This window comes from Chromobacterium sp. Ag138 (genome assembly GCF_055181315.1).
This window is the reverse complement of the sequence record NZ_JBUPWA010000001.1, coordinates 4,478,312-4,485,742: the sequence shown is the minus strand read 5'-3', so window position 1 is coordinate 4,485,742 and position 7,431 is coordinate 4,478,312. Positions and strand designations below refer to the sequence as shown.

General features: G+C 66.4%; 8 protein-coding genes. 7 read left to right on the top strand and 1 reads right to left on the bottom strand.

What is annotated here, in order from left to right; genetic code table 11:
• Positions 1-115 precede the first annotated feature (115 nt).
• The 7 genes from ACY3GB_RS20925 to ACY3GB_RS20895 are packed head-to-tail and all read left to right on the top strand — an operon-like array spanning position 116 to position 5,135.
• Entirely contained in the window at positions 116-577 is a 462-nt protein-coding gene (locus tag ACY3GB_RS20925; protein WP_463090423.1) for a SycD/LcrH family type III secretion system chaperone, read from the top strand.
• The gene (gene sctE, locus ACY3GB_RS20920) at positions 574-2,052 is read left to right on the top strand and encodes a type III secretion system translocon subunit SseC family protein (RefSeq protein ID WP_463090422.1); all 1,479 of its coding nucleotides are present in this window, start codon (positions 574-576) and stop codon (positions 2,050-2,052) included. The genes ACY3GB_RS20925 and sctE overlap by 4 nt, the downstream gene beginning before the upstream one ends.
• 19 nt (positions 2,053-2,071) lie before the next feature.
• On the top strand, positions 2,072-2,653 hold the full coding sequence (sseD, locus tag ACY3GB_RS20915; RefSeq protein ID WP_463090421.1) for a type III secretion system translocon protein SseD: 582 nt from the start codon (positions 2,072-2,074) through the stop codon (positions 2,651-2,653).
• Between the two features lie 12 nt (positions 2,654-2,665).
• The gene (gene sseE / locus ACY3GB_RS20910) at positions 2,666-3,049 is read left to right on the top strand and encodes a type III secretion system effector protein SseE (protein WP_463090420.1); all 384 of its coding nucleotides are present in this window, start codon (positions 2,666-2,668) and stop codon (positions 3,047-3,049) included.
• On the top strand, positions 3,025-3,651 hold the full coding sequence (locus ACY3GB_RS20905; protein ID WP_463090419.1) for a GNAT family N-acetyltransferase: 627 nt from the start codon (positions 3,025-3,027) through the stop codon (positions 3,649-3,651). The genes sseE and ACY3GB_RS20905 overlap by 25 nt, the downstream gene beginning before the upstream one ends.
• On the top strand, positions 3,648-4,136 hold the full coding sequence (locus ACY3GB_RS20900) for a SycD/LcrH family type III secretion system chaperone (RefSeq protein WP_463090418.1): 489 nt from the start codon (positions 3,648-3,650) through the stop codon (positions 4,134-4,136). The genes ACY3GB_RS20905 and ACY3GB_RS20900 overlap by 4 nt, the downstream gene beginning before the upstream one ends.
• 30 nt (positions 4,137-4,166) lie before the next feature.
• Positions 4,167-5,135 (top strand): hypothetical protein, encoded by a 969-nt coding sequence (locus tag ACY3GB_RS20895; protein WP_463090417.1) that lies wholly within the window; start codon positions 4,167-4,169, stop codon positions 5,133-5,135.
• A 95-nt stretch (positions 5,136-5,230) separates the two neighbouring features.
• Here the strand turns inward: ACY3GB_RS20895 and pnp are convergent, their stop codons facing one another.
• Entirely contained in the window at positions 5,231-7,375 is a 2,145-nt protein-coding gene (gene pnp, locus ACY3GB_RS20890; RefSeq protein WP_463090416.1) for a polyribonucleotide nucleotidyltransferase, read from the bottom strand.
• Between the last annotated feature and the right edge of the window lie 56 nt (positions 7,376-7,431).

Genomic DNA, 7,431 nt, shown 5'->3' with positions numbered 1-7,431 from the left:
ACCATGCAGTCGTACAACGTCTGCGTCAGCCTGATCAACAGCATGCAGTCGCTGCTGGCCGAGATGAACAAATCCATCTCGCAGAACATCCGCTAACGCCATGGAGGACACGCCGATGCAAGACGATCTGGACACGGTGCGCGACTTCTTCGCCCAGGGCGGCACGCTGCAGGCGCTGGTGAATCTGGACCCCGCCGACCTGGACCGCGTCTACGCCTACGCCTGCCAGCTGTTCGACGCCGGCGACTACGCCGGGGCCAAGCGCTTCTACCTGATGCTGGCCCGGCTCAGCCACTGGCAGTTCGATTACTGGCTGTCGCTGGGCCTGTGCTGCCAGCGGCTGGGCGAGCACACCGAAGCGATCTTCTGCTTCGGCCAGGCCGGCCTGCTGCGCCTGGACGATCCGCGCTCCGCCTATCTGGCCGGCCTCAGCCACCAGTTGAGCGGCAACCGGCCGCAAGCGGCCAAGGCGTTCGCGGCGGCGCTCAAGTGGTGCGCGGCCAAGCCCGAATACGCGGAACTCAAAGCTGAAATACAGCAACAAGCCGCCTCATGCCCCAAGGAGGAACACGCATGAATTCCATCACCGAAACCTTTTCCGCCGTCCCGCTCGGCGAGCTGCGCCGCCCGGACGAAACCGACGGCGCCGCGCCCAGCCAGCGCGTCGGCGCCGGCGCGCTGGACCCGCTGTCCGCCCCCAATGCCCGCGGCCGGGAGGCCAACGCCAACCGCGATTTCCACTCCCCGCCCCCGCCGCGCGAAACGGCGACGCTGCGCATGGCCGAAGGCGCGCTCAACCGCATCCTGGCGGTGTTCGGCCCGCGCGAGAACGGCAAGCCCATCACCCTGGCGCAGCTGGAGCGCACGCCGATGGAGGCGATGAGCCTGGCCGCCTCGCTGCTGGGCGTCAAAGCCCTGGGCGACAGCGCCGACCTAAAATCCCTGGCGCTGGAAATCCGCACCCAGGGCGCGGAAAACCTGCGCCTGCGCCAGAACGAAGACCTGCGCAAGCAGGTGGACAAGGCGATAGAAGACTCGCAGAAGGCGCAGAAGGCCGGCATTTTCTCGGCCATCGTCGACTGGATCGTCGCGATCGCCGAAGTCGTCAGCGGCGTCCTCAAGATCGCCGTGGGCTGCCTGACCGGCGCCGCCAACAGCGTGGCCGGCGGCGCGATGGACCTGGCGGCCGGCTGCGCCGGCCTGGTCAAGGCCATGTGCTCCACCCTGGCGCTGATCGATCCCAAGAACGCCGAGCGCTACAAGGAAGTGGGCGACGTGGCCGGCAAGGTGCAGCTGGCGTTTGAAATCGCCGGCATGTGCGTGGACTTCATCAGCGTGGGACGCGGCGTGATGGCGGCCAAGACCGTCGCCAACACCACCAAGACCGTGGTGGAGAAAGGCGCCGGCGAGCTGCTGGAAAACACCATCAAGCAGGCTTCCGGCGCCGCCGGCAAGGAAGTGGCCCAGGAAGTGATCAAGAACGTGGCGCAGCAGGTGGCCACGGAAGTCGCCGAGAAAACCGCCTCGGAAGTGGCGAAGAAGCTCAGCGAAACCGCCGCCCGCTTCTTCGGCCAGGGCCAGCTGCTGCAAGCTTTCAGCAAGCAGGCGATCGAAACCATGGTCTCCAAGGCCGTGGAAACCGTCGCCACCAAGGCGCTCAAGTCCGGCGCCGAAGCCACCGCGCAGGAGCTGACCCGGCAGATCGTCAAGCAAGTGCAGCGCGAAATCGTGCAGGCGGCCGTCAGCGCTTGCCTGAAGAGCGCACCCAACGTCGTCAAGGCGGTCGTCACAGGCGGCGTGCAGGGGGCCAACGGCATCGCGCAGGGCGCCATCGCCAAGGAGCGCGCCGAGCTGCAGAAGATCGTCCAGCAACTGATCGCCGAAGGCAACTTCATGCAATTCATGCTCGACGAGTTCGACAAGCTGAAAAAACGCGCGCGCGAAGACATCGGCCAGCTGATGGACGGCGCCGGCAAGGCGCTGGCCAGCGGCTCCGAAAGCCAGCTCAAAACCGGCGCGGTGCTCAGCAGCATCGCCGCCAACATCGCCTGATTACACAAGGAGAAGCATCATGACATCCCCCATCACTTCCAATGGCGTAAGCGGCGGCGCTCCCGTGCTCAGCGTGGCCGGCGACCAGGGCGGCGACGCCATCGGCCAGCTCAATGACCTGATGGTCCAGCTCGGCCAGCTGTTCGGCAAGCTGCGCGACCTGCTGCGCCAGTACAACCAGACCCAGCAGAACAACGCCTTCCAGATGCAGAAGACCTCGTTCAACTCCCGCATGGACGCCATCGAGAAGGACTTCTCGGCGAAAAACGCCCAGGCCTGGGCACAGATCGCCGGCGGCGTCACCCAATTCCTGGGCGGCGTGGCGGGCGCCAAGGGCAGCGAGGCCTTCTCCCAGATCGGCCGCGGCGCGGACAGCATCATCCAGGGCAACGTCGGCGTGCACTTCGGCAACGTCCAGTCGCGCGAAGCCCAGGAACAGCAGGCGGTGGCCGACTACCAGCACGGCCTGTCCGAGCAACTGCTCAAGCGCTCCGACGAGACGCTGGAGAAGGCGCTCAAGGTGTCGTCCGACCTGCGCGAGATCCTGAGCACCCTCAACCAGGCGCATGAGCGCATCGCCAGCAGCGTGCGGTTCTCGTAAGGAAGACGGAGCATGGACGAGGTCACCCGCTTTCTCCAGGCCGAAGGCCTGAATCCGGCGCCGCAGCGCTTCCTGGACAGCGATTTTCTGCTGGGGCAGCGCATAGAGACCGGAAACTACGCGCTCACCTACCGCCAGGAAGACGAACGCCTGATCCTGTGCGATTTCGCCGCGGTCGCGGCGGACGGCCAGGCGGTGCTGGCGCTGATGGCGCTGCTGCGCCGCTTGACGCGGGCGGTGCCGGCGCTGCGCTACGTCGACGCCATGATCCTGTCCGCTCCGCGCGACCCCAAGCTGAATCAGACCCGCCAACGGCTGGCCGAGCTGATGCTGGCCGAAGGCGCCCAGCCGGTGCGGCTGGACGACGAGCTATGGCTGCGCTACCGCTGCCATTGAGCGGCGCCGGCCTGCGGTTGGACTCGCTCTCCGCCGCGGACTACCCGCGCTACCGCGCGCTCTACGGCGATCCCCGGGTGGCCGGCCCCTGCGGGCTGGCCGAAGGCGGCGAGCACGCGATGCGAGCCTGGTTCGACGCCGCGCGCTCGCTTCCGCCCAGCGAAGGACGCGCCTACGCGCTGCGCCATGCCGGCCAGGAACGGCTGGCCGGCGTGTTGCGCCTGACGGACTGGGAGCGCCAGGCAGGCCACCTGACGCTGAGCTACACGCTATGCCCGACGCTCTGGGGACGGGGCCTGATGGCGGGATGCCTGTCCCCGCTGCTGCCCTGGCTGTTCGCCGGCGGACTGGGCGAACCCATCCACCGCGTCCAGGCCTGGGTGCTATCCGGCAACCAGCGCTCGCGCCGGCTGCTGGCCAGCCTGGGCTTTCAGCACGAAGGCACGCTGCGCGGCATGCTGCGGCTAGCGGACGGCCGCCATGACATCTGCGCCTACGGCCTGCTCGCCGACGATTTGCCAAACTCCCAGCCGCTTTGCCAAAGCGGCCAACCTGGCCCGGCGCCATGCTGGGGCCTCCACGCCAAGGAAATGACCGCATGAATCACCCCGCCGCTCATGCTTCCCAGCGCGACGCGCTGGCCCGCCATTGCCGCGACATCATCGAAGGACGCAGCAGCCTCGCCTCGCTGGGCGGCCTGGACGCCGCCGCGCTGGAAGCCATCTACGCGCGCGGCTACGACGCCTGGAACGCCGGCGATCTTGACGCCGCCACCTCGGACTTCGGCTTCCTCGTGCTGCAACAGCCGCGCGACCGCCGCTTTCACTTCGCCTTCGCCTGCGCGCTGCAGCAGCAGGGCGAGCTGCAGCATGCCCTGGCGTTCTTCAGCTATGCCGCCTCGATGCAGGCAGACGACCCCTTCGCCGTCTTCCATATCGGCGAATGCCTGCTGCGGCTGGATGAGATCGAGGGCGCGCGCGACGCGCTGGACGCGGCCATCGCCCTGTGCTACGGCCAGGCGGACAAGCCCGGCCATCACGCGCTGCGCCTGCGCGCCGAGGACCTGCTGGCAAAGTTGAACCACTGACCCGACAAAGAATCAAGGAAAGGAAACCGCATGGAAGCTTCAGTACGCATCTCCGGCTCATCGATTCAAGGCGTCCAGCCCAACCAGCCGGCCAGCCGCGCCAACAGCGTCGGCGTCCAATGCGACGAGATCGGCATCTCGGCGCCTCGCGTCGCCAGCGAGATCAAAGACGCGCCGGACCTGGCGCAACTGGATAAAAGCGCCAAGGAAGCCGCCGACAAGGCCAAGTCCTGCGGCGTGGACCTGGCCAAGCGCAACTTCATCGTCAAGGCGCTGGGCTTCGCCGGCGCGGCGGTGGGCCTGGGCGCGGCCATCGCCGTCACCGTGCTCACCGGCGGCGCCGGCGCGCCGCTGCTGGCTTTCGCCGGCGTCGGCTTCGCCATGGCGCTGGCCGACGCCTGCTGCGCGCTGCACGACTGGCGCAGCAAGACCGGCGGCGGCAGCGGCCTGCCGATGGAGGGCGACAGCATAGGCAACGCCGTCTACGCCATCGCCAAGCGCTGCAAGGCGTCTGACGAAACGGCGATGAAAGCCGGCACCTACACCTCGCTGGGGATACGCTCCGCCCATCTGCTCGGCGGCCTGCTCACCGCCTACCTCGATCCGGCCACCACCGCCGGCACCGCCAAGCAGGTCGTCGCCGTGCTGGGCACACTGGTCACCCCCACGCTGGGCGAGATCGGCAAGCACGTCGCCGCCGGCTCGGCGCTGCGCGCGGCGGAAAAGGGCAAGCAGGAAAAAGCGGAGGCGCAAGCCCAGGGCCAGTTATCCGCCGCCAAGCCGCTGCTGCAGCAAAACCAGGCCCTGGCCGCCCAAAAGACCGAGGCGGAACAGGCGCTGGCCGAGCACAAAACCCAGGCCGACCAGGCGCTGAGCGCCATGCTGCGCGAACAAGGCGCGGACAACCAGCAAATCGGCATCCTGCAGTTCTACGTCAAGCAGCTGGAAGACAAGCTGGCCGAGCAAAGCGCCGCGCTGGCGCGGCACGCGGTGGCCTGAAGCGCGAAACCATCCATTAACCCCGCTCCAAAACAAAACCCCCGCCAAGGCGGGGGTTTGTCGTTCCGGATCCGCCCATCAAGAGCGGAAAAGGATTACTGGGTCTTCAGGCCGAAGGCGTCAGCGGTCGCCTGGGCGGTTTTCGCTTCTTCTTCCAGCAGGGCCTTGATGGACAGGCGGATGCGGCCGCGGTCATCCATTTCGATGGCCTTGACCTTAACCACTTGGCCTTCCTTCAGGTAGTCGGACACATTCTTGATGCGCTCGTTGGCGATCTGCGAAATGTGCACCAGACCGTCCTTGCCCGGCAGGATGGAAACGATCGCGCCGACGTTGTTGTCGAGGATCTTGACCACGGTGCCTTCGTACACCTTGCCCACTTCGACTTCGACGGTGATCTCTTCGATGCGCTTCTTGGCCGCTTCCGCGCCCTCGTTGCTGACCGAAGCGATGGTGATGGTGCCGTCTTCCTCGATGTTGATCTCGCAGCCGGTGTCCTTGGTGATGGAGCGGATGGTTTCGCCGCCCTTGCCGATCACTTCGCGGATCTTCTCCGGATTGATCTTCATCACGTACAGGCGCGGAGCGTGGGCGGACAGCTCTTGCGGGCCGTCCACGGCTTCCTTCATCAGGTCCAGGATGTGCAGACGGCCTTCCTTGGCCTGCTCCAGCGCCACCTGCATGATTTCCTTGGTGATGCCCTGGATCTTGATGTCCATCTGCAGCGCGGTGATGCCGCCTGCGGTGCCGGCCACCTTGAAGTCCATGTCGCCGAGGTGATCTTCATCGCCCAGGATGTCGGTCAGCACCGCGAAGCGGTTGCCTTCCAGGATCAGGCCCATAGCGATGCCGGCCACGTGCGCCTTCAGCGGCACGCCGGCGGACAGCAGCGACAGGCAGCCGCCGCACACGGAAGCCATCGACGAGGAACCGTTGGATTCAGTGATTTCCGACACGACGCGCATCGAGTAGCCGAATTCGTCTTCCGGCGGCAGCACGGCGACCAGCGCGCGCTTGGCCAAGCGGCCGTGGCCGATTTCGCGGCGCTTCGGCGGGCCCATGCGGCCGGCTTCGCCGGTGGAGTACGGCGGGAAGTTGTAGTGCAGCATGAAGCGCTCGGTGTACTCGCCGGCCAGCGCGTCGATGATCTGCTCGTCTTGCTTGGTGCCCAGCGTGGTCACCACCATGGCCTGGGTTTCGCCGCGGGTGAACAGCGCGGAGCCATGGGTGCGCGGCAGCACGTTGCTGCGGATGCTGATCGGACGCACGGTGCGGGTGTCGCGGCCGTCGATGCGGGCCTCGCCGGCCAGGATTTGGCCGCGGACGATTTCAGCTTCCAGACCCTTGAAGATGCCCTTGATCTCATTGGCCTTCAGGGTGTCGGTTTCTTCGTTGATCAGCTCTGCCTTGACCGCGGCCCAAGCTTCGTTGATGGCGACGGTGCGGGCTTGCTTCTGGCGCAGGCGGAAGGCTTCGGCCAGCTTCTCGCCGGCGATGCCGCGGATCTGGGCGATCAGCTCTTCGTTGGCTACCGGAGCGGCCCAGTCGAACATCACCGGGTTCACTTCGTCGGCCAGCTCGTTGATGGCCTTGATCGCGGCTTGCATCTGCTCGTGGCCGAACACCACGGCGCCCAGCATCACGGCTTCCGGCAGTTCCTTGGCTTCCGACTCCACCATCAGCACGGCGCGCTGGGTGCCGGCGACGACCAGGTCCATCTGCGAGGTTTGCAGTTCGGTCTTGGTCGGGTTCAGGATGTATTCGCCGTTGGCGTAGCCGACGCGGGCGGCGCCGATCGGGCCGGCGAACGGCAGGCCGGAGATGGCCAGCGCGGCGGAAGCGCCGATCATCGCCGGGATGTCGGAATCCACTTCCGGATTCAGCGACAGCACGGTGGCGACGATTTGCACGTCATGATAGAAGCCTTCCGGGAACAGCGGGCGGATCGGGCGATCGATCAGGCGGCTGGTCAGCACTTCCTTCTCGGACTGCTTGCCTTCGCGCTTGAAGAAGCCGCCCGGGATCTTGCCGGCGGCGTAGGTGCGCTCCAGATAATCGACGGTCAGCGGGAAGAAGTCCTGGCCCGGCTTGACGTTCTTGCCGCCTACGACGCTGACCATGACGACGGTGTCGTCTACGGAGACAACTACGGAACCGGACGCCTGGCGGGCGATTTCACCGGTCTCCAGGGTAACGGTCTGGCGGCCGAGCTGGAACGATTTGGTGATCTTGTTGAACACGAGGGTTTCCCTATCTTTGGTTCACTGATGAAAATGCGCGAGCAGATAAAACAACG